We start from the raw sequence: 18,826 nt of genomic DNA, 5'->3' as shown, positions 1-18,826 counted from the left end.
GCGGCCGGGGCCGGGGGTGTGACAACACCTCCGGCCCCGGCCCGGTCCGGTGGACCCGCCTACGCCGACTCGCGCACCACCAGCTCGGTCGGCAGCATCAGCGCCGGCTCGACCGGCTCGCCCGCCGCGATCCGCAGCAGTTGGCGGGTCATCGCGCGACCGAGGTCCACTATCGGCTGCCGGATCGTGGTCAACGGCGGCTCGGTGTACGCCGCCGTCTCGATGTCGTCGAACCCGATCACCGCGACGTCGTCCGGCACCCGCCGCCCCGCCTCGCGCAGGGTACGCAGGGCGGCGTGCGCCATCAGGTCGGACGCGGCGAACACCGCGTCCAGGTCCGGGTAGGTGGCGAGCAGTTGCCGCATCGCCGCCGCGCCGGACTCCCGGGTGAAGTCGCCGTACGCCACCAGCTCCGGCAGGCCGGCCGCGGCGACCGCGTCCCGGTACGCGATGAGCCGCTCGATGCCGGCGACCATGTCCTGCGGGCCGGCGATGGTGGCGATCCGCCGCCGGCCGCCCCCGAGCAGGTGCCGCACCGCCCGGTTGACCCCGCCGACGTGGTCGACGTCGACGTAGGGCACCTCGGCGCCGTCCAGCGGTCGGCCGCTGCACACCACCGGGATGCCGAGCCGGGCCAGCCTGCCGGGCAGCGGGTCCTTACCGTGCAGCGAGGCGAACAGCACCCCGTCCACGTGCCGGCCGGTGGTGTACCGCTCGACCCGGTCGTGCCCGGCCGGTGAGCCGGCCAGCATCAGCACGAGCTGCTTGTCCGCGGCCTCCAACTCCTGGGCCGCTCCGCGGATGATGCCCGGGAACACCTGGTCGTCGGAGAAGACCCGGGTCGCCGCCTCGGGCAGCACCAGCGCGACCGAGTCGGTGCGCTGGGTGACCAGGCTGCGGGCGGCCAGGTTCGGGACGTACCCCAGTTCCTCGACCGCCTGCCGGACCGCCTGCTGGATCGACTCGGCGACGGTGGTGGAGCCGTTGACCACCCGGGAGACCGTCGCCCGGGACACGCCTGCCCGCCGGGCCACCGCCTCCAGGGTCGGTCGCTGCGCCGTCGTCATCCCGGTCACCACCACCTCGTCACGGGCCCGCTCCTGGGATCATCTCCCGCTGCCGACCGGCGCTTCCCGCCGGCCCCGGGCGCGACCCGATCGGCACCTCGGACCCGCCGGGGTTCAGCCCACCCGCATCCCGTCGAGCAGCCGGCGGTCGCCGGCCACCCCGAGCGTGTCGAAGCTGATCCGGCCCATCAGCGCCAGCAGCAGGTCGCTGGCCGTGCCGGTGACCTGGGCCCGGGCGTGGTGGTCGTCGTGGTCGAGGATGGTCGCGGTGTCCAGCAGGGCCACCCCCTCGCCGCGCAGCCGCAGGTACCAGTCCTGCGCGGCGTCGGTCGCGGTGAGCTGCACCACCCCGTGCCACTGGCCGGGCTGGATCCGCCGCCCCGCCGGCAGCCAGGTGTCCAGCACCTCGCTCACCCCGTCGACCGCGAGCTTGGCCTCGATCGGCTCACCCGCGCCGATCGCGAGTTGGGCGTCCCAGCGGTGCACCGCCGTCTCGTGCGCCACCCGGCGCGGCCAGAAGCCCGCCTTCTTGGGCTGGGGTGCGAAGTTCCACGCCGGAGCCTCCGTGTCCAGCCCCTCGAAGAGCGCCATGAGCTGGTCGTACTCCTGGCGGTACCACTGGGCCGGGGTCAGTCCGGCCGGCGGCTCGGGGTCGTGCCGCTCCGGCCGCGTGGTGGTCCCAGCGGTCACCACCGTGCGAGCCCAGACGCATACCCGGGTCAGGTGGTGGGCGAGATCGGTGACGGTCCAGCCGGGACAGGACAGCACCGGGGTCTCGGGCGGCGCCTCGGTGACCGCGGCGGCGAAGGCGGGACCCTCCGTACGCAGCGCACCGATCCAGAAGTCCTTCGTGCCGTGCAGTCTGCTCATCGCAATCCTCCCGGGGGTGACCGGGCCACCAGTGGGTGCCGCGGCTAACCCTCAGCCTAGGGTGAAAGGCGTGTCAGACGTCTACGCCGAACCGACGACCGGAGCGGCCCCGACCGGTCCGGCCACCCTGGCCCGCTACACCACCCTCTGTCTCGGCGGCCCTGCCGGACGGTTGGAGACCGCCAGCAGTGCCGAGGAAATCGTACAAAAGGTGCGGGAAGCGGATGCACGGGACGAGCCGATCCTGGTGCTGGCCGGCGGCAGCAACGTGGTGATCGGCGACCAGGGGTTCCCCGGCACGGTCGTCCTGCTCCGCTCGCAAGGCGTTCAGGCGATCGCCGAGGACGGCGACGCGGTCACCGTACGGGTCGAGGCCGGCGAGACCTGGGACGACCTGGTCGCCACCACGATCGAACGGGGCTGGTCGGGGCTGGAGTGCCTCTCCGGCGTCCCCGGCTCGGCCGGCGCCACGCCGATCCAGAACGTCGGCGCGTACGGCCAGGAGGTGGCCGAGACGATCACCGCCGTCCAGGCGTACGACCGCAGCCACGGCGAGGTCGTACGGATCGCGGCGGCCGACTGCGGGTTCGCGTACCGGGGCAGCATCTTCAAGTACAGCGACCGCTGGGTGGTGCTCTCGGTCGACTTCCGGCTGACCCGCTCCCCACTGTCCGGCCCGGTGCGCTACGCCGAGCTGGCCCGGGCGCTCGGTGTCGAGGTGGGTGACCGGGTGCCGCTGGCCGACGCCCGGGCCACCGTGCTGCGACTGCGCGCCGGCAAGGGCATGGTGCTCGACGCGGACGACCCGGACACCCGGTCGGTGGGTTCGTTCTTCACCAATCCGGTGCTGGAACGCGAGGCGTACGAGCTGCTCCGGGAGCGCGCCGCCGACCTCGGCGAGCCGCCGTCCTGGCCGGGGGCCGGGGACGTGGTCAAGATCAGTGCCGCCTGGCTGATCGACAAGGCCGGTTTCGGCAAGGGACACCTGGGTCCGGAGGGTGTGGCGATCTCCAGCAAGCACACCCTGGCCCTCACCAACCGCAGCGGCACGGCCAGCACGGCCGCGCTGGTGGCGCTCGCCCGGGAGATCCGCGACGGCGTGCACGACCGCTTCGGAGTCACCCTCCACCCCGAACCCGTCCTCATCAACTGCGTCATCTGACCCCCCACCCGTCCTCGTTGATCATGAGGTTATCGGCGACAAAACGGACAGGAAGCGCGGCTAACCTCATGATCAACGCGCAGGGGCGGGTGGGTCAGGTGGGGGAGATGCTGGGCCAGGGGAGGGTGAGCTCGCCTTGGCGCCAGTGGCGGTGGCGGTTCAGGACGGGCCAACCGGCCTGCCTGACCGCCGCGACCGTACGGGTCCAGCGCTCGCGAGGGCCGAACGGGGCGTAGCCGGCAGCGGCCTGCCAGGCGTCCTCGAGGGCCTGGATCAGGTCGTGGATCCGCTCCCCGGGGACATTCCGGTGGATAAGCGCCTTCGGCAGCCGCTCGGCGAGCTGGGCCGGCCGCTCCAGAGTGGTCAGCTTCGCGGCTAGGGTCAGCGTGCGCGGGCCGTCCGCGTCGAGCAGCACCCAGCTTCCGAGCCGGCCCAACTCGTCACAGGTCCCCTCGACCAGCAGCCCGCCCGGGGCCAGCCGCTCGGTGACCGTACGCCAGGCGTCGGCCACCTCACTCTCGTCGTACTGGCGTAGCACGTTGAACGCCCGGACCAGGGCGGGCCGGAGGCCGGCCAGCTCGAAACCACCCCGGGCGAAGGTCAACCAGGGCGGGTCGGCGGCGGGCTGGGCAGCGGCCACGCGTACCGGATCGATCTCCAGCCCGGCCACCCGGACGTCCGGGCGGACCCCGGCCGCGAGGCGGGCCCGAAGTTCGACGGCGGTCACCGGCGTGGCGCCGTAGCCCAGGTCCACGACCAGCGGGTCGGCGGCGGCGCGCAGCGCGTCGCCGCAGGTCTCGACGATCCAGTTGTCCACCCGCCGGAGCCGGTTGGGGTTCGTCGTCCCCCGGGTCACCACGCCCAGCGGCCGGCGTTGCATCAGCAGCGCCTCCGTTCGCGACTGTGGGGCTCGCAGACCCGGCTCACTCCTCGCGCTTCACGCTAAGCCCGGTGCACCTTGTGCTGGGCGGCCTGGGCCAGCGGTCGGATCACCAACTGGTCGACGTTCACGTGCTGGGGCCGAGTGGCGCACCAGGCGATGCAGTCGGCGACGTCGTCGGCGACCAGCGGCTCGGCCACCCCGGTGTAGACCGCTGCGGCCTGCTCGGCGTCGCCGTCGAACCGGACCAGGCCGAATTCCTCCGTCTTCACCATCCCGGGGTCGATCTCGATCACCCGGACCGGACGGCCGCACAGCTCCAGCCGGAGCGTGCCGGCGATCGCGGTCTGCGCGTGCTTGGCGGCGGTGTAGCCGCCCCCGCCCTCGTAGACGACGTGCCCGGCGGTGGAGCTGACGATCACGATGGTGCCGGCACCGGACGCCTCCAGCGCGGGCAGCAGCGCCTTGGTGACCCGGAGCGTGCCGAGCACGTTCACGTCGTACATCCACTGCCAGTCAGCGATGTTCCCGGACTCGACCGGATCCAGGCCGCGTGCCCCGCCGGCGTTGTTGACCAGCAGGGTGACCGGGCCGGGCGCGGCGGCGGCCGCCGTGGCCAGGCCGGTGACCGACTCCTCGGAGGTGACGTCGCACTCCACCGCGGTGGCCGCGCCGCCGGCCGCCTCGATCTCGGCCACCAGGCCGGCGAGCCGGTCGGTACGCCGCGCGGCGGCGAGCACGTGGAAACCCTCGGCGGCCAGCCGGCGGGCGGTGGCCGCGCCGATCCCGCTGGATGCCCCGGTGACGATGGCGACGGAGGTCATCCGGTCATTCTCCCCCGCCGGCACTGACCCATGGCGATGAGGTCCGTCACCCCCGGGACCGGGCGGTACGCATTTCCGAAGCCCGATCGGGAAGATGACATCCGGCGCGGAGGTTGACCGAGAAAGCGCCGGTCGTGCGGGACGGCATCAAACCGTGACAGAGGGAGCGGACGTGGCGGATTTGCACACCGGTGTCGGTCGTCAGCGAGGTGCCCTGCCGTGGCCGCAGCCGCGCCGGATCGCCACCATCTCGGTACACACCTCGCCGCTGCACCAGCCCGGCACGGGCGACGCGGGCGGCATGAACGTCTACATCCTGGAGGTCGCCCGGCGGCTGGCCGAGGCCGACGTGGAGGTGGAGATCTTCACCCGGGCCACCTCCGGCGACCTGCCCCCGGTGGTCGAGATGGCGCCCGGCGTGCAGGTCCGGCACGTCACCGCCGGCCCGCTGGAGGGGCTGACCAAGGAGGAGCTGCCCGGGCAGCTCTGTGCCTTCACCGCCGGCGTGCTGCGCGCCGAGGCGGCCCGTCCGCCGGGCCACTACGACCTGATCCACTCGCACTACTGGCTCTCCGGCCAGATCGGCTGGCTGGCCAAGGAGCGCTGGGGCGTGCCGCTGGTGCACACCGCGCACACCCTCGCGAAGGTCAAGAACGCCCAGCTCGCCGCCGGGGACCGGCCCGAGCCGAAGGCCAGGGTCATCGGCGAGGAGCAGGTGGTGGCCGAGGCCGACCGGCTGGTCGCCAACACCCGGGTCGAGGCCCGCGACCTGGTCGGCCGGTACGACGCCGATCCGGCCCGGGTGACCGTGGTGGAGCCCGGCGTCGACCTGGACCGGTTCCGCCCGGCCCCGGGGGACCGGGACGCCGCCGTCCTCGCCGCCCGCCGCCGTCTCGGCCTCCCCACCACCGGATACGTGGTGGCCTTCGTCGGCCGGATCCAGCCGCTCAAGGCCCCGGACGTGCTGATCCGGGCGGTCGCCGCGCTGCGCGACCGGGAGCCGGCGCTCGTCGACGAGTTGACCGTGGTGATCTGTGGCGGCCCCAGCGGCAGCGGCCTGGACCGCCCCACCGCCCTGATCGAGCTGGCCGGTTCGCTGGGCGTCGCGGACCGGGTGCGCTTCCTGCCGCCGCAGACCGGCGAGGACCTGCCCGCCCTCTACCGGGCCGCCGACCTGGTCGCCGTGCCGTCGTACAACGAGTCGTTCGGGCTGGTCGCGCTGGAGGCGCAGGCGTGCGGCACGCCCGTCCTCGCCGCCGCCGTCGGCGGCCTGATCACCGCCGTACGTGACGGGGTCAGTGGAGTGCTGATCGACGGCCACGACCCGGTCGACTGGGCCCGTGCGCTGGCCCGGCTGCTGCCAGACCGGCTGCGCCGGGCCGCCCTGGGCCGGGGCGCACAGCGGCACGCCCACAACTTCTCCTGGCACCGCACGGTCTCCGGGCTGCTCGCCGTCTACGGGGAGGCGATCGCGGAGCAACGGGCCCGGCTCACCGGCCGGCTCTCCGACCCCGCCCTGACCTGCTCCTGGTGATCCGTCGCCCGAAGGTGGGCCCGGATCGCCGGCCGTAGAGTGGGTGCGATGAGCCGCAGGAGCGAGATCGCCGCGCTGATCGAGTCGTTCTGCGCCGAGCGTGAGCTGGAGTGGGAGTCCACCGGCGAGGCGTCGTACGCGGTCACCCTGCCGGGTACGCACAAGCTCAAGACGACCTGCAACCTGATCGTCGGCGAGCACGCCCTGCGGATCGAGGCGTTCGTGATGCGCCAGCCGGACGAGCGCCGCGAGGAACTCTGGGCCTGGCTGCTCCAGCGCAACGCCCGGATGTACGCGGTGTCCTTCTCCATCGACGCGGTCGGCGACGTCTACCTGACCGGACGGGTCAACCCGGCCGGGGTGGACTCCGATGAACTGGACCGGCTCCTCGGTGCCGTGCTGACCTACGCCGACGAGTCCTTCGACAGCATGCTGGAGATCGGCTTCGGCACCGCCATCCGGCGGGAGTGGGAGTGGCGGGTCAAGCGGGGCGAGTCGACGGCCAACCTGTCTGCCTTCGCCCACCTCTTCGCGCCGTCGACCGGTACCAGCTCGTCCCCTGGTGGTTCGGACCCGTCCTGACGGGTATGCGGCACCGCGCGGTGCGGTATTTGGGACCCACCGCGGGCCGAGGACGGACTGTCGAGGAGCGTGTCCCATGGCTCAGCGCAACAGCTCAGGTCGCGGCACGACTGCGACGAGGACCAGGCGGCAAAGCGGCGGCAACCAGACCCCGGGGACGCCGGGCGTCTCCGAAACCGAGATCTCCCGGATGCGGGTCGACGACATCCGCAACCAGCTTCGCCGGCGCGGGGTCGCCGGCATCTCCACGCTGCGCAAGCCGGAACTGGTGAGGACACTGGTGAAGGCCCTCCGGTCGGAGGGCCGCGGTGGCGCGGCTCGCAAGGCGACCGGGCCGGCCGGGCGTGCCGCCACGAAGAAGGCGGCCGCCAAGAAGGCACCGGCGAAGCGGGTGCCGAGCAAGGCGGCACCCGCCGCGAAGGCCGCCGGGGCGCGGGCGAAGAAGGCGGCTCCCGCGAAACGGGTCACCGCGGCGAAGCGGGCCGCGCCCGCGCGGAAGGCGGCCCCCGCGAAACGGACCACTGTGGCGAAGGCCGCGCCCGCGAAGCGGACCACCGCGGCGCGGGCCGCGCCCGCGCGGAAGGCGGCCCCCGCGAAGCGAGCCCCCGGGGCGAAGGCGGCTCCCGCGAAGCGGACCACCGCGGCGAAGCGGGCCACGTCCGCGCGGCAGGTGGCTCCCGCGAAGAAAACAGCGGCGAGGAAGGCACCCGCTGGGAGGGCGATCCCGGTGGAGACGGTGGCCACCGCGACGGCAGCGGCGGCGACGCGGGCCCGCGGTGCGACGGCAGGGGCCGGTGGGGCGCCAGCGCCTTCCGCCGGTGGCCCGGTTTCGACACCGGTTCGGACCGGCCGGAACGCGGCCCGTTCGGTGCGTTCGTCCCAACAGATCACGTCGCTGGACGATCGTCCGGAGCGGCCCGGTCGGAGCCTGGTGACCGCCAACCACGACGTCATCCGTCGTTGGGCGCGGGCCCGGGGGGCCAAGCCGGCCACCATTGCCGGCACCGAGCGGGAAGGACGGCCCGGGGTGCTGACGTTCAACATCCCAGGCTGGCGGGAGAGTAGCCGGATCCGGGAGATCACCTGGGAGGACTGGTTCCGGACGTTCGACCTGCGGCGGCTGAACCTGATCTACCAGGAGCAGCTCCGGGACGGCCGGCAGAGCAACTTCTTCCGCACCGAGTCACCCGAACGAGAGGACGCCTGAGGTTTGGGGGAATGGCCGGCGGGTAACCGCTGTTGGCCATCAGAGAGACCGGAGCGGAGCGGCCGGATCTCCGACCCGTTGTGACGGGGGAGACAGCGATCCGAGTTGAATCCAGAATCCGGGCGAACTAACTTTGTTGCACCGTGCCACGCTTGTAAACGTTCGGGGGAGCGGCGGATCGATCAGATCCGCGCAGGCGAGGCGCGATGAATCGGGTGGAGCACACCGTTGGGGGACGGTGCCATCCGAGGTACCGGCGGCGCGAGCGGGCGACGCTTACGGGGGTGAGTGTCGCCCGCCGCCGCCGGGTGTACGGTGCGAACGCCCATCACGACGGGGGTCGGGGTGGGCGTTCGGCGTATCCCGGCTCAGCCGCGGACCAGTTCCGCTTCCCGCTGCGACGCCCGCAGGGCGGCGACCCGGCGTTCCCGGGCCGGCCCGGCGAGCAGGTGACCGACCGCCGCGACGACGCCGAGCACGCCGACCACGAGCCAGTGCCGTTCGCCCAGGTACTGAAGGCTCAGTCCGCCCAGCGCCGGTGCCACGCAGGACGCCGCCGGGAAGGTCAGATAGAAGACCGACTGGTAGCGCGCCCGTAGCTGTGGCGGCGCCAGGTCCGCGTTGATCTGCGCGTTCGGCGGCGCGGCAAGCATCTGGCCGATCGTCCAGACCACCGCGGCGCCCAGGTAGACCGGCAGGTCGTCGGCGACGGCCAGCGCGCCGAAGCCCAGCGCCATCAGCCCGGTCGAGGCCGCAAGCACGCTCGACTTCCGGTACGGCTCGATCAGCCGCGGCACGAAGAGTTGCCCGGCCACGATCAGCGCGCCGCCGAGCGCCACCACCAGCCCGTACGCCGAGGGGCGCAGGCCGTCGGCCCGCATCGCCAGCGGCATGATCGTCGAGGTCTGCATGGTCAGCACGGCCAGCAGGAAGGTCAGCCCGACGAAGACGAGGAAGGTGCGGTCGGTCAGCGCGGTGTGCAGGCCGGGCCGCCGGGTCCGGCCGGGGCGACCCGGGCGGGACGGGACGCCGGCGGCCGCCCGGTCCGGTCGGGTGAGTGTCTCCGGGACCTTCAGCGCGATGACGGCCGCGGCGGCCAGGGTCGCCGCCGCGTCGACCAGGAAGAGCGCGACGAAGCTCGCCTCGGCGAGCACACCGGCCAGCAGCGACGCGATGGCCATGCCGAGGTTGAATGCCCAGAACTGGAGGTTGAAGGCGCGCGAGCGGCGTTCCTCGGGCACCACGTCCACGATCGCCGCGACGAATGCGGGGCTGGGCATCGAGTGGGCCACCCCGACCAGGGCGGCGAGTACGGCGATCACCGCCAGGTGCCGGCTGAACGCCAGCCCCGCCATCAGCCCGGCCGCGCCGAGGTGCGCGGCGAGCAGGGTGGACCGCCGGCCCCACCGGTCGGCCAGCACTCCGCCGAGCAGCGTCCCGAGCGCCCCGCCTGCCCCGTACGCCCCGACCACCACCCCGGCGAGGGACGCGGAGGCGCCGCGCGCGGCGGTCAGGTAGAGCGAGAGGAACAGCAACGCGAAGGCGCCGGCCCGGTTGATCAGCAGTCCGGACCAGAGATACCAGAAGGTGGCGGGCAGGCCGCCGGCCGTGTCGTCCCACCAGCGCCGCAGGCCGTGCACCCGTCCTCCAGGAAGGTTTGTTAACAGCTGTCCGTCGCACGACCCTAGGGAGCCAGGCCGGCCCGCACCAACATGGCCCTGCCTACCAGCGTGGGCGGCACGCCGGGGCGTACCTCAGGAAGCGGCGTGGACCGGCTCGGCGGGTGGGGGAGCGGCGGCCTCGGCCACGTCCGGCGCCGGCGTGCCCGTTCCCTTGACCGCCCGGAGCTGCGCGGCACGCCGTTCGCGGGCCGGGCCGGAGATCAGGTGGGCCACCGCCATCACGCCGCCGATCGCGGCGCAGCCGAACCAGAGAGTGCTGTTGCCCGCGTGTTCCCGGACCAGGCCGCCGAGGATCGGGGCTGCGGCGCCGGCGATCTGCCAGGAGAGGGAGAAGACGCCCTGGTAGCGGCCGCGGAGCGCACCGGGGGAGAGCTCGGCGATGAGGGTGGCGTTGGACGGCGAGTTGAGCATCTCGCCGAGGGTCCAGATCAGCACGGTCAGGCCGTAGAACCAGGCCGCGTGGGCGAACGCGGTGAGCCCGAAGCCGACGCCCATCACCAGCGCCGCGAGCGCCAGCACGTGCGACCGGCTCCGGCCCTTGATCAGCCTGGGTACGAAGAGCTGGCCGACCACGATCAGCACGCCGTTGAGCGCGATCACCGAGCCGTACGTGGCGGGGCCCAGGCCGGCGTCGCCCATCGCGATCGGCAGCATCGAGATGTGCTGGAGGAAGACCAGCGCGGCGAACAGGTTGAGCGCCACGAAGCCCAGGTAGACACGGTCGGTGAGGATGGTCCGCAGGGCGCTGGCGGGAGCGGTCGCGCTTCTGACCACCGGGCCGGTCGGGACCGAGCGGGTCTCCCCGACGCGGGCGAAGATGATCAGCGCGGTGACCAGGGTGGTGGCCGCGTCGACCAGGAAGAGCAGCAGGTATCCGGCCTGGGCGGCGACGCCGGCGAGCACCGCCGCGCAGGCGAAACCGAGGTTGATCGCCCAGTAGTTCAGCGAGAAGGCGCGTAGCCGGTCCTTCTCCGGCACCACGTCGATCATCATCGCCCCGAACGCCGGGCGGGCGGCCTCGGCGAACGCGCCGAGCAGCAGGGCGCCCAGCGCGACCGCCCACAGCGGCCGGGCCAGGCCGAGCGCGACCATCATGGTGGCCGCGCCGAGGTGTGCGGTGAGCAGGGTGGGCCGCCGTCCCCACCGGTCGGCCAGGGCCCCGCCGACGGTGGTGCCGACCGCGCCGCCGACACCCCACATGCCGATCACCAGGCCGGCCTGCGAGGCCGAGAAGTGCCGTGCCTGGGTGAGGTAGATGGCCAGGAAGACCAGGACGAACGAGCCGAGCCGGTTGATCAGGGTGCCGGTCCAGAGGTACCAGAAGGACCTCGGCAGCCCTCCGGTGGTCTCCCGGAACCAGCCGCGCACCGTCCGCATCCCGACGCCCCCGTTTTGGTAATGACCGATGTCTACCTAGCGCCTTACAACCTAGTCTTGTGCCGGAACGCCGGTCATCAGGTTTTCCACGTGGTGGTCGTCACCACCGGTCCCCGCGTGTCCGCCTGACGGGTGCGGCAGGATGATCGGCATGACTGCGAGCGAAGGGCCCACCATCGGGACGCTGGTCCTGCTGCGGCACGGCGAGAGCGACTGGAACGCCAAGAACCTCTTCACCGGATGGGTCGACGTGGACCTGACCGCCAAGGGCGAGAGCGAGGCGCGGCGCGGCGGTGAGCTGCTCCGCGAGCACAGCCTGCTGCCCGACGTGGTGCACACGAGCGTGCTGCGCCGCGCGATCCGCACCGCCGAGCTGGCGCTCAGCGCCGCCGACCGGCACTGGATCGCGGTGCGCCGGTCGTGGCGGCTCAACGAGCGGCACTACGGCGCGCTGCAGGGCAAGAACAAGAAGCAGACCCTGGACGAGTACGGCGAGGACCAGTTCATGCTCTGGCGCCGGTCGTACGACACGCCGCCGCCGCCCATCGACGACAACGACGAGTGGTCCCAGGTCGGCGACCCCCGGTACGCGCTGCTGCCGACCGAGCTGATGCCGCGGACCGAGTGCCTCAAGGACGTCGTCGAGCGGATGCTGCCGTACTGGTACGACTCGATCGTGCCGGACATCCTGGCCGGCCGGACGGTGCTGGTGGCCGCGCACGGCAACTCGCTGCGCGCCCTGGTCAAGCACCTGGACCAGATCTCCGACGAGGCGATCGCCAAGCTGAACATCCCGACCGGTATCCCGCTGCGCTACGACCTCGACCGGGACCTGCGCCCGCAGACCCTCGGCGGGACGTACCTCGACCCGGCGGCCGCCAAGGAGGCCGCCGCCGCGGTCGCCAACCAGGGCCGCTGAGCACGAACGAGGGGCCCTCGAACGAGGGCCCCTCGTTCGTCGGGTCAGGACTGCGCGGCCTCGCCCGTGATCAGGTAGACCACGTGCTCGCCGACGTTCACCGCGTGGTCGGCGAACCGCTCGTAGAAGCGGCCCAGCAGGGTCGCGTCGATCGCCGTCTCCACCCCGTACGGCCAGTCGTCGCCGATCAGCACGGTGAAGAGGCTCTTGTGCAGGTCGTCCATCGGGTCGTCGTCGCTGTCCAGCTCGGCTGCGATGGTCGCGTCGGGCCGGGCCAGCACGATGCCGATCTTCTCGGCCATCCGGTCGGCGACGGCGGCCATGTCGGTGAAGACCGGCCGCAGCTCGGCCGGCACCGCCGGCGAGGGGTGCCGGCGCAGCGCGGTCTTGGCGACGTGCTGGGCCAGGTCACCCATCCGCTCCAGGTCGGCCGCCACGTGCAGGGCGGTGATCATGGCGCGCAGGTCGGAGGCGACCGGCGCCTGCAGGGCCAGCAGCTCGCAGACCCGCTCCTCCACAACCCGGAAGAGGGCGTCGAACTCGGCGTCTCCCGCGACCACGTTCTCCGCCGCCACCCGGTCGGCGGTGAGCAGGGCCGAGGTGGCCTGTCGCATGGCGGCACGCACCCCCTCCGCCATGTCCACCAGCAGCTGGCTGACAATCTGCAGGTCGGCCCGGAACTCTTCGCGCATCGTCACTTCCTGGGGTCGGTGGCCGCCGGCGGCCCGGCGGACCGCGTACGTCGTGAGCAGGTGCGCGACCCACCGTAGGTGGGGGTGGCCGGATCCATGGTGAACCCGGGTGAACGACGCGGGGTCTATGAGTGAACTTTCTCGGAAGTGAGAGTGTTTCATCCCATTCCGACCGATCGCCAGGTGAACAATGACCCTACGATCGCCGGGTGGAATGGGCGGTGGCGGTCGCGGTGGCCGTGGCTCTGGTGGCCGGACTGGTCGCCGGGCTGCTGCTGTCCCGACCCGTCCGAGAATGGCGCCGGTCGGCGTCGTCGGGGAGCGACCGCTCCCGTCGTAGCGCAGGGAGGCCGGCGATTCCCGACGAGCAGCAGGGCGGGCTGTCCGGGCTCGGCCGCAAGACGATCGACTCACTCCGCGCCGGCGTGGTGGTGCTCGACCCGAACGACGTGCCGGTGCTGGTGAACCCGGCCGCGCGGGCGTTGGGCCTGCTCCGTACCGGGGCGACGCCCGGATCCATCGCGGCGCACCCGCTGATCCGTACCCTCGCCGGGCAGGTCCGCCGGACGGGCGTGCGGCGCGAGATCGAGCTGGACCTGCCGCGTGGCCGCGACAGCGCGGGGGACAACCCGCTCGGCGTGCACCTGCGCGCGATGGGCCTGGGCGCCGGATACATCTCGGTCGAGGCGGCCGACGTCACCGAGTCGCACCGGCTGGCCCGGGTCCGGCGGGACTTCGTGGCCAACGTGAGCCACGAGCTGAAGACCCCGATCGGCGCGCTCCAACTCCTCGCCGAGGCGTTGGTGGACGCCACCGAGCCGACCGGCGAGGGCGCGTCGGACCTGTCCGAGGACATGATCGCGGCCCGGAGGTTCGCCGAGCGGATCCAGCACGAGTCGACCCGGTTGGGCCGGCTGGTGCAGGAGCTGTTGGAGCTGACCCGGCTGCAGGGCGCCGAGCCGCAGCCCGCCCCGGAGCCGGTCTCCGTGGACTGGGTGATCGCCGAGGTCGTCGACCGGACCCGGACCGCGGCCACCGCCCGCCGGGTGGAGATCGTCGTCGACGGGCAGCGCGGTCTCACCGCGTACGGCAGCGACAGCCAGCTCGCCACCGCCGTCTCGAACCTGGTGGAGAACGCGATCAACTACTCGGGCGAGGACACCATGGTCCGGGTCACCGCGCGGGCCACCGACGAGTACGTCGAGGTCGCCGTGGCCGACCAGGGCATCGGCATCGCCCCGAACGAGGTCGATCGGATCTTCGAGCGCTTCTACCGGGCCGACCAGGCCCGCTCCCGAGCCACCGGAGGCACCGGCCTCGGGCTGGCCATCGTCAAACACATCGCCAGCAACCATGGCGGCCGGGTGGATGTGTCGAGCACTCTTGGTGGGGGGTCGACGTTCACCCTCCGGCTGCCCGCCCGCCCCCCGGACGACCTGGAGGCGACACTCTCCTCCGCTGGGATCGAGGCCGGCCCGGCCGAACTTCGGTAGGTCTGACCGACAGGAAAGGAAACACCCCGTTGAGCCGCGTACTGGTGGTCGAGGACGAGGAATCGTTCTCCGACGCCCTGTCCTACATGCTCCGCAAGGAGGGTTTCGAGGTGTCCGTCGCAGCGACGGGCACGTCCGCCCTCACCGAGTTCGACCGGACCGGCGCCGACATCGTGCTGCTCGACCTGATGTTGCCGGAAATGTCGGGTACCGAGGTGTGCCGCCAGCTCCGCCAGCGGTCCCACGTGCCGATCATCATGGTCACCGCCCGGGACAGTGAGATCGACAAGGTGGTCGGCCTGGAGATCGGGGCCGACGACTACGTCACCAAGCCGTACTCGCCGCGTGAGCTGGTCGCCCGGATCCGGGCGGTGCTGCGCCGGCAGAGCGCGGAGGCGACCGAGTCGGGCGCCCCGACGCTGGCCGCCGGCCCGGTCCGGATGGACATCGAGCGGCACGTGGTGACCGTGGACGGGGCCGTCGTGCAGCTGCCGCTCAAGGAGTTCGAGCTGCTGGAGCTGCTGCTGCGCAACGCGGGCCGGGTGCTCACCCGGGGGCAGCTCATCGACCGGGTCTGGGGCGCCGACTACGTCGGCGACACCAAGACGCTGGACGTGCACGTCAAGCGACTGCGCTCCAAGATCGAGCCGGAGCCCTCGGCGCCGCGCTACATCGTCACCGTCCGCGGCCTGGGCTACAAGTTCGAGCCGTGATCGGCCCAGGGCCGGCCGTGACGGGCTCGCGGCCGGCTCGGTTTGCGGCATGTCATGGTGTCCGGCCTGCCGGACACCACTCTTCGCGGTAGCTCATGTCGAGTGCGACGCTAGCCACTGCAGGCGGCTGGGCGTCATGTGGCGTAATGTCCGGTTACTGGCATGCGCCGCAGCCCTCGGGCGGTAGGCGCTGCATGTCTCCAGCTCCCGCGACGCCCACGGCGTCTTCGGGCTGCCCTGGCGCCCTTCTGGGCCTCCCCGCCTCGACTCGACCTTGATCGACTCCGTGTGCGGCAGGTGGTGGTCACGGCGGCTGCCGGATACCGCCGTTTACGTGACATGGAGTGGCTCACCGGATTTCCGTGACCACCTAGACAGGCCCGGGCCCGCGGGGATGGCCGCCCGCTTGCGAGGGTTGTTCGCGAGCCTGCCCGGGTGCCCGGGTGCCCGGGTGCGAGCACGCCCGATTCGGCGGGTGGGCCGGGCCCGGAATGATGGTGGGCCGCCGGTCGTTGTAGATGGGTGCACGGCCGAGGAAGGCCCCGCCCCGGGGGCCGCCCCCGAAAGGCCCGACCCTGTGGGCTGCTCGCTTCGGCGGGTGCCGGGTCCCGGGAATGTTGGCGGGTCGTCGGTGGTTGTGTATGGTCCCGGCGCTGCGAAGAGGCGATCCTCCTTGCCCCGCGAGCGAGCCGGTCGGAAGTCTTTCCCCCTTTGTTTTGGGCGCCTGACGGTGCTTGCGTGCCCTGCTCACCCCCGTGGGCTGGTGCGCCAACCCCCGAATGGAGCTTTGTGATGAACACGATGCTGCGTAAGAGCGTTCTGGGTATTGCTGGTCTGGCGTTCGCCGGTGGTCTGGCGGCTGGTCCGCTGAACCACCACGACACCACGCCCAGCACCGCGATGACCCCGGTCGCGGCCGTGCAGGCCGACAAGCCGGCCGTGGACATGGCCAAGCTGGTTCCGCATGGTGTGCAGGGCGCCCAGTCGAAGATCGACCTGAACGACGAGCAGACCGGCAACGCGAAGGCGATCATCGCCGCGACGAAGAAGGCCGGCATGCCGGAGCGGGCCGCGGTCATCTCGATCGGCACCAGCTTGCAGGAGTCGAAGCTGGAGAACCTGGGTCACCTCGGCGACGCCAACGACCACGACTCGCTGGGCCTGTTCCAGCAGCGTCCGTCCAGTGGTTGGGGTAGCCCGGAGCAGATCACCGACCCCGAGTACTCGACGACCGCGTTCCTGAAGGGTCTGAAGCAGGTTGACGGGTGGCAGGACATGCCGTTGACCAAGGCCGCGCAGACGGTGCAGGTGTCGGCGTACCCGGATGCCTACGCCCAGTGGGAGCAGCAGGCCGCTGATCTGGTCGCCCAGTACTGGAACAGCTGACAACCGAACAAGCACAACGCCGCTGGCCGGCACCCCGAACACGGGGTGCCGGCCAGCGGCGTCAGGTCACCCAGGAGTAGCGACGTTCGGGGCGGCCCGCCGCGCCGTAGCGGAGGCTCACCTCGGCACGTCCCGTACCCGAGAAGTGCTCCAGGTAGCGGCGGGCGCTGACCCGGGAGATGCCGACCCGGTCGGCGCACTCGCTGGCCGACAGCGTGCCGTCGTTCGTACGCAGGGCGCGCTCCACCAACTCCGCGGTCTCCGGGCTGAGCCCACGCGGCAGGGCCGGGGCGGTGGCCAGCGAACCGCTGCGGGAGAGCACCCGGTCGACGTCGGCCTGGTCGGCGACCACCGCCGCGCGCAGCGTGGTGCGGCGTGCCGCGTACTGCTCCAGTCGGTTGCGCAGTTCATCGAAGCCGAACGGCTTGAGCAGGTAGTTGACCGCGCCGTAGCGGACCGCCCGGCGAACCGCCTCGGCCTCGCGGGCGGCGCTGATCACCAGGACGTCGCAGTCGTGCCGGGCGGCCCGGATCCGGGTCACCACGTCCAGGCCGAACATGTCGGGCAGGTAGAGGTCGAGCAGGACCAGGTCGGGGCGGTACTCGTCGACGGCGGCGATCGCCTGCTCGCCGGTGCTGGCGGTGCCGACCACGCGGAAGCCGTCGAGCCGCTCGACGAAGCCCCGGTGGATCCGGGCCACCATGAAGTCGTCGTCGACCACGAGCACGTCGATCATCGCACCTCCTCGAACGCGGGCAGGACGGACATCCGGGCGGTGAACATCGCGCCCTCGTCGGTGTTCGTCACCGCGATCTCGCCGCCGCGGCGGTGGCAGACCAGCCGGGTGAGCGCCAGGCCGATGCCGCGTTCGCCGCCCTGGGCCGCCTTGGTGGTGAAGCCATGGGTGAAGACCTCCTGTGCCAGCTCCGGCGCGACGCCCGGCCCGGAGTCGCGGACGACGATCTCCACCGACGTGGCGTCCTGGCGCAGTTCGACCTCCACCCAGGCGGGACTGTCGTCCACCGGGTCCCGGCCACCGGCGACCGCCTCGACCGCGTTGTCCACCAGGTTGCCGAGTACGGTGGCCACGTCCGCCGACAGCTCCGGCGGCAGCCGGTCCAGCCCGGTACGTTCGGAGAGCCGCAGCTCCACCCGGCGCTCCGCGGCCAGCGCCGACTTCGCCATCAGCAGCGCGGCCAGCGCGGTGTCGTGGATGCGGCTGGTGACCGTGAGGTCGAGCGAGGCGCGGTGCTGGCTCAGCGCGTCCACGTACCGGACCACCTCGTCGTGCTCGCCGATCTGGATCAGCCCGGAGATGGTGTGCAACTGGTTGGCGAACTCGTGGGTCTGCGCCCGGAGCAGCTCGGCGGTGCTGCGGAACGAGCCGAGCTCCTGCTCCAGCCGGGCCAGCTCGGTACGGTCCCGCAACGTGGTGACCGACCCGAGCCGCCGGCCGTCCTTGCTGACCGTCATCCGGTTCATCACCAGCACCCGGCCGCGCCGGACCACCACCTGGTCCCGGGCCTCCGGGCCGCCGCCGGCCAGCACGTCCCGCAGCCGCCCGTTGATCCGCAACTCGCGGAGGCTGCGGCCGAGGCAGTTCTCGGGCAGGTCGAGCAGCCGCCGGCCCACCGCGTTGACCAGGGTGACCCGGTGCTGCGGGTCCAGCGCGATGACTCCCTCGGCGATGCCGTGCAGCAGCGCCTCCCGGTGCTCGGCCAGCCCGGCGATCTCCCGCGGCTCCAGGCCGAGGGTCTGCCGCTTGATCCGCCGGGCCAGCAGCCACGACCCGACCACCCCGAGGCCGCAGGCGATGCCCAGGTAGGTGAAAAGGTACGAGGAGGCCCCGACCAGCCGTTCCGACCAGGCCGGCGACTTCTCGCCGACGACCACCACGCCCAGGTACCGGCCGAGGTTCTTCTTCGTCACCGGGTCGGCGCCCAGTACGGGCACCTGCGCCACCAGTTCCTGCGAACCGTCGACCGTCAGCTCCCCGAACCAGCTCCGACCCTGCGCCACCTCGGGGTCGCCGAGCACCACGGGGCTGCCGACCAGCGTCGGGTCGGTCGAGCTGACCACCCGGCCCCGGTCGTTGGCCACGGTCACGGTCGTCACCCCGGACCGGATCAGCGTGCTCTGCAGCAGCGGCGCGATCGCCTCGCCGGGGGCCGGCTGGGTGAGCTGGTCGCGGAGCAGCGGGTTGCCGGCGAGTTCCTCGCCGAGGGCGGCGACCCGGCGTCCCTCGACGCGGTTGAAGGTGGCCGCGGACTGGGCCAGCGAGACAGCCGCCACCGCCACCAGCACCACGACGATGATCGCGAGCTGGAGGACGAGCAGCTGCCCGGCGAGCGTACGCCGCCGGGACGTGACCGCGACCACAAAGACCTCAACTTCCGCTGGTGACACAACAGAGACGGGCGACCCGCCCGGAGGCCATC

At 72.4% G+C, this 18,826-nt stretch carries 17 protein-coding genes; 8 read left to right on the top strand and 9 right to left on the bottom strand.

Features of this window, described 5'->3' with window-relative positions:
* Nucleotides 1-59 precede the first annotated feature (59 nt).
* Both ACIRG9_RS18305 and ACIRG9_RS18300 read right to left on the bottom strand, forming a co-directional pair.
* The gene (locus tag ACIRG9_RS18305) at nt 60-1,067 is read right to left on the bottom strand and encodes a LacI family DNA-binding transcriptional regulator (RefSeq protein WP_402856934.1); all 1,008 of its coding nucleotides are present in this window, start codon (nt 1,065-1,067) and stop codon (nt 60-62) included.
* Between the two features lie 114 nt (nt 1,068-1,181).
* A complete protein-coding gene (locus tag ACIRG9_RS18300) occupies nt 1,182-1,937 on the bottom strand; it encodes a maleylpyruvate isomerase family mycothiol-dependent enzyme (RefSeq protein ID WP_402856932.1) in 756 nt (251 codons plus the stop codon).
* Nucleotides 1,938-2,007: 70 nt separating this feature from the next.
* On the opposite strand from ACIRG9_RS18300, the gene ACIRG9_RS18295 reads away from it, so the two are divergent.
* A complete protein-coding gene (locus ACIRG9_RS18295) occupies nt 2,008-3,099 on the top strand; it encodes a UDP-N-acetylmuramate dehydrogenase (protein WP_402856930.1) in 1,092 nt (363 codons plus the stop codon).
* Nucleotides 3,100-3,193: 94 nt separating this feature from the next.
* Here the strand turns inward: ACIRG9_RS18295 and ACIRG9_RS18290 are convergent, their stop codons facing one another.
* Nucleotides 3,194-3,979 carry a class I SAM-dependent methyltransferase gene (locus tag ACIRG9_RS18290; RefSeq protein WP_402856928.1) on the bottom strand — a complete coding sequence of 262 codons (786 nt, stop codon included), beginning with the start codon at nt 3,977-3,979 and terminating at the stop codon, nt 3,194-3,196.
* 62 nt (nt 3,980-4,041) lie between these two features.
* A complete protein-coding gene (locus ACIRG9_RS18285) occupies nt 4,042-4,803 on the bottom strand; it encodes an SDR family oxidoreductase (RefSeq protein WP_402856926.1) in 762 nt (253 codons plus the stop codon).
* Between the two features lie 94 nt (nt 4,804-4,897).
* On the opposite strand from ACIRG9_RS18285, the gene mshA reads away from it, so the two are divergent.
* From mshA to ACIRG9_RS18270, 3 genes are all read left to right on the top strand, one after another.
* Entirely contained in the window at nt 4,898-6,337 is a 1,440-nt protein-coding gene (gene mshA, locus ACIRG9_RS18280) for a D-inositol-3-phosphate glycosyltransferase (RefSeq protein ID WP_402856924.1), read from the top strand.
* Nucleotides 6,338-6,385: 48 nt separating this feature from the next.
* Nucleotides 6,386-6,919, top strand: coding sequence for a YbjN domain-containing protein (locus ACIRG9_RS18275; protein ID WP_402856922.1), 534 nt, complete (start codon nt 6,386-6,388; stop codon nt 6,917-6,919).
* Nucleotides 6,920-7,442: 523 nt separating this feature from the next.
* On the top strand, nt 7,443-8,126 hold the full coding sequence (locus ACIRG9_RS18270) for a hypothetical protein (RefSeq protein WP_402857126.1): 684 nt from the start codon (nt 7,443-7,445) through the stop codon (nt 8,124-8,126).
* Between the two features lie 368 nt (nt 8,127-8,494).
* Here ACIRG9_RS18270 and ACIRG9_RS18265 read toward each other — a convergent pair whose 3' ends face one another.
* Both ACIRG9_RS18265 and ACIRG9_RS18260 read right to left on the bottom strand, forming a co-directional pair.
* Nucleotides 8,495-9,766: an MFS transporter gene (locus ACIRG9_RS18265; RefSeq protein WP_402856920.1), complete on the bottom strand. Its 1,272-nt coding sequence runs from the start codon at nt 9,764-9,766 to the stop codon at nt 8,495-8,497.
* Between the two features lie 114 nt (nt 9,767-9,880).
* Nucleotides 9,881-11,185, bottom strand: a complete 1,305-nt coding sequence (locus tag ACIRG9_RS18260; RefSeq protein ID WP_402856918.1) for an MDR family MFS transporter — start codon at nt 11,183-11,185, stop codon at nt 9,881-9,883.
* Between the two features lie 151 nt (nt 11,186-11,336).
* On the opposite strand from ACIRG9_RS18260, the gene ACIRG9_RS18255 reads away from it, so the two are divergent.
* Complete coding sequence (locus ACIRG9_RS18255; RefSeq protein ID WP_402856916.1) at nt 11,337-12,104, top strand: phosphoglyceromutase; 768 nt, start codon at nt 11,337-11,339, stop codon at nt 12,102-12,104.
* Nucleotides 12,105-12,148: 44 nt separating this feature from the next.
* On the opposite strand, the gene phoU is transcribed toward ACIRG9_RS18255, so the two are convergent.
* Complete coding sequence (phoU, locus tag ACIRG9_RS18250) at nt 12,149-12,796, bottom strand: phosphate signaling complex protein PhoU (protein WP_402856914.1); 648 nt, start codon at nt 12,794-12,796, stop codon at nt 12,149-12,151.
* A gap of 209 nt (nt 12,797-13,005) precedes the next feature.
* On the opposite strand from phoU, the gene ACIRG9_RS18245 reads away from it, so the two are divergent.
* The 3 genes from ACIRG9_RS18245 (at nt 13,006) to ACIRG9_RS18235 (ending at nt 16,388) form a co-directional block, all read left to right on the top strand.
* Nucleotides 13,006-14,289, top strand: coding sequence for a sensor histidine kinase (locus tag ACIRG9_RS18245; protein WP_402856912.1), 1,284 nt, complete (start codon nt 13,006-13,008; stop codon nt 14,287-14,289).
* 29 nt (nt 14,290-14,318) lie between these two features.
* Entirely contained in the window at nt 14,319-15,002 is a 684-nt protein-coding gene (locus tag ACIRG9_RS18240; RefSeq protein WP_091125548.1) for a response regulator transcription factor, read from the top strand.
* 792 nt (nt 15,003-15,794) lie between these two features.
* Nucleotides 15,795-16,388 (top strand): hypothetical protein, encoded by a 594-nt coding sequence (locus ACIRG9_RS18235; protein ID WP_402856909.1) that lies wholly within the window; start codon nt 15,795-15,797, stop codon nt 16,386-16,388.
* Nucleotides 16,389-16,449: 61 nt separating this feature from the next.
* On the opposite strand, the gene ACIRG9_RS18230 is transcribed toward ACIRG9_RS18235, so the two are convergent.
* Nucleotides 16,450-17,124, bottom strand: a complete 675-nt coding sequence (locus ACIRG9_RS18230; RefSeq protein ID WP_402856907.1) for a response regulator — start codon at nt 17,122-17,124, stop codon at nt 16,450-16,452.
* Complete coding sequence (locus ACIRG9_RS18225; protein WP_402856905.1) at nt 17,121-18,767, bottom strand: ATP-binding protein; 1,647 nt, start codon at nt 18,765-18,767, stop codon at nt 17,121-17,123. The genes ACIRG9_RS18230 and ACIRG9_RS18225 overlap by 4 nt, the downstream gene beginning before the upstream one ends.
* Between the last annotated feature and the right edge of the window lie 59 nt (nt 18,768-18,826).

The sequence above is a fragment of the Micromonospora sp. NPDC093277 genome (genome assembly GCF_044765245.1).
Lineage (GTDB): Bacteria > Actinomycetota > Actinomycetes > Mycobacteriales > Micromonosporaceae > Micromonospora.
This window is presented reverse-complemented; position numbering and strand designations above follow the sequence as displayed.

Excerpts from the sequence above, each read along its gene's own strand:
- ACIRG9_RS18305 (WP_402856934.1), bottom strand. The coding sequence starts at position 1,067 with ATGACGACGGCGCAGCGACCGACCCTGGAGGCGGTGGCCCGGCGGGCA.
- ACIRG9_RS18290 (WP_402856928.1), bottom strand. The coding sequence starts at position 3,979 with ATGCAACGCCGGCCGCTGGGCGTGGTGACCCGGGGGACGACGAACCCC.
- ACIRG9_RS18300 (WP_402856932.1), bottom strand. The coding sequence starts at position 1,937 with ATGAGCAGACTGCACGGCACGAAGGACTTCTGGATCGGTGCGCTGCGT.
- ACIRG9_RS18230 (WP_402856907.1), bottom strand. The coding sequence starts at position 17,124 with ATGATCGACGTGCTCGTGGTCGACGACGACTTCATGGTGGCCCGGATC.
- ACIRG9_RS18275 (WP_402856922.1), top strand. The coding sequence starts at position 6,386 with ATGAGCCGCAGGAGCGAGATCGCCGCGCTGATCGAGTCGTTCTGCGCC.
- ACIRG9_RS18255 (WP_402856916.1), top strand. The coding sequence starts at position 11,337 with ATGACTGCGAGCGAAGGGCCCACCATCGGGACGCTGGTCCTGCTGCGG.
- ACIRG9_RS18285 (WP_402856926.1), bottom strand. The coding sequence starts at position 4,803 with ATGACCTCCGTCGCCATCGTCACCGGGGCATCCAGCGGGATCGGCGCG.
- mshA (WP_402856924.1), top strand. The coding sequence starts at position 4,898 with ATGACATCCGGCGCGGAGGTTGACCGAGAAAGCGCCGGTCGTGCGGGA.
- ACIRG9_RS18260 (WP_402856918.1), bottom strand. The coding sequence starts at position 11,185 with ATGCGGACGGTGCGCGGCTGGTTCCGGGAGACCACCGGAGGGCTGCCG.
- phoU (WP_402856914.1), bottom strand. The coding sequence starts at position 12,796 with ATGCGCGAAGAGTTCCGGGCCGACCTGCAGATTGTCAGCCAGCTGCTG.
- ACIRG9_RS18235 (WP_402856909.1), top strand. The coding sequence starts at position 15,795 with ATGAACACGATGCTGCGTAAGAGCGTTCTGGGTATTGCTGGTCTGGCG.